We start from the raw sequence: 1,032 nt of genomic DNA, 5'->3' as shown, positions 1-1,032 counted from the left end.
CCATGTTGCTTGTTGAAAAGTCATAACCTTGAAAAGTAACGCCCATAGGTTGAGCGTCCGCTTCTTGAAACGCTTTATACTCAGGGTTGGCATCGTATAACTCTTTAGCAGTCATGTTTAATGAAATTTCTAAAGGTTTATCAGGCATAGTGCTCTCTTTTTTTGCTTGGCAGGCAGTAGCTAAAAAAAAGCTAAAGCAAATGAGAGCAGTGAAGATTTGTTTAAACATAGTACTAAACTTGCCTTAGTTGCTTGAGTGGTTTGGTATGCTATTGCCTTATTCTAAGATTTAGATTTGTACAAAGACAAATCTGTTCTGTTATCAAACTCACATGATGTCAAATCCACCATCGCATATTTTGATTGTTTTTGTTGAACAGTGCATCCCCTATATTTAGTAATCTTAGGACTGTTTATTAGTTCTTGAAAAAATATTTCAGGGTTATCTGCCCCGCTTATATCTAATATTTTATATACGATATATTTATTAAGTTTATTAAATGGATCATGTGGTTGATATTTACTAGCTAAGGTGAACCTTTTCACAAAATATTCATTATTCACTTTATCTAACGAGTAATCTAAGACAGTGCCATCATCATATTGAATGACAACAAAAAAACCATATGCTGTTTCGTCAAACTGTTTACTATTTATTTGGTTTAAATTATAGTCTTTGTGGAATAAGTTTTTAGTTTTTTTTACATTTTCGTCAGGTAAAAAAAATGGTTCATGAGCTTGCTTTGCGGGGGTTTTAGTGATCAAAGGAACTGGGTCTGTTGTATTGAAACTCTGTTGTATCTGTGGTTCAGTCTTAGAGGTTGATAGGCTTTCAGCACTATTCTGTTCATTCAGTGTTACAGTAAGTTCGATTGCTTTACCTGAATCTAGAGTGAGTGAGTCAGAAGAGGTGGCGTCACAGGCAGTAAATAACGCAGTAACTATTAGAGTAAGTGCGAGCTTTATTGTTTTCATATCGGAGTTTTTCAAGCTAGTTGTCACCATAAACTAAATTAAGCGGCTCGTAATTGA

General features: G+C 34.5%; 1 protein-coding gene. It reads right to left on the bottom strand.

Annotated features, from left to right (window positions below; translation table 11 throughout):
• Positions 1 to 282: 282 nt before the first annotated feature.
• Positions 283 to 990 carry a hypothetical protein gene (locus tag EI162_RS14285; protein ID WP_192524960.1) on the bottom strand — a complete coding sequence of 236 codons (708 nt, stop codon included), beginning with the start codon at positions 988 to 990 and terminating at the stop codon, positions 283 to 285.
• Between the last annotated feature and the right edge of the window lie 42 nt (positions 991 to 1,032).

The organism is Psychrobacter sp. FME6 (genome assembly GCF_014861365.1).
In the GTDB taxonomy this organism is placed as follows: Bacteria; Pseudomonadota; Gammaproteobacteria; order Pseudomonadales; family Moraxellaceae; genus Psychrobacter.
This window is presented reverse-complemented; position numbering and strand designations above follow the sequence as displayed.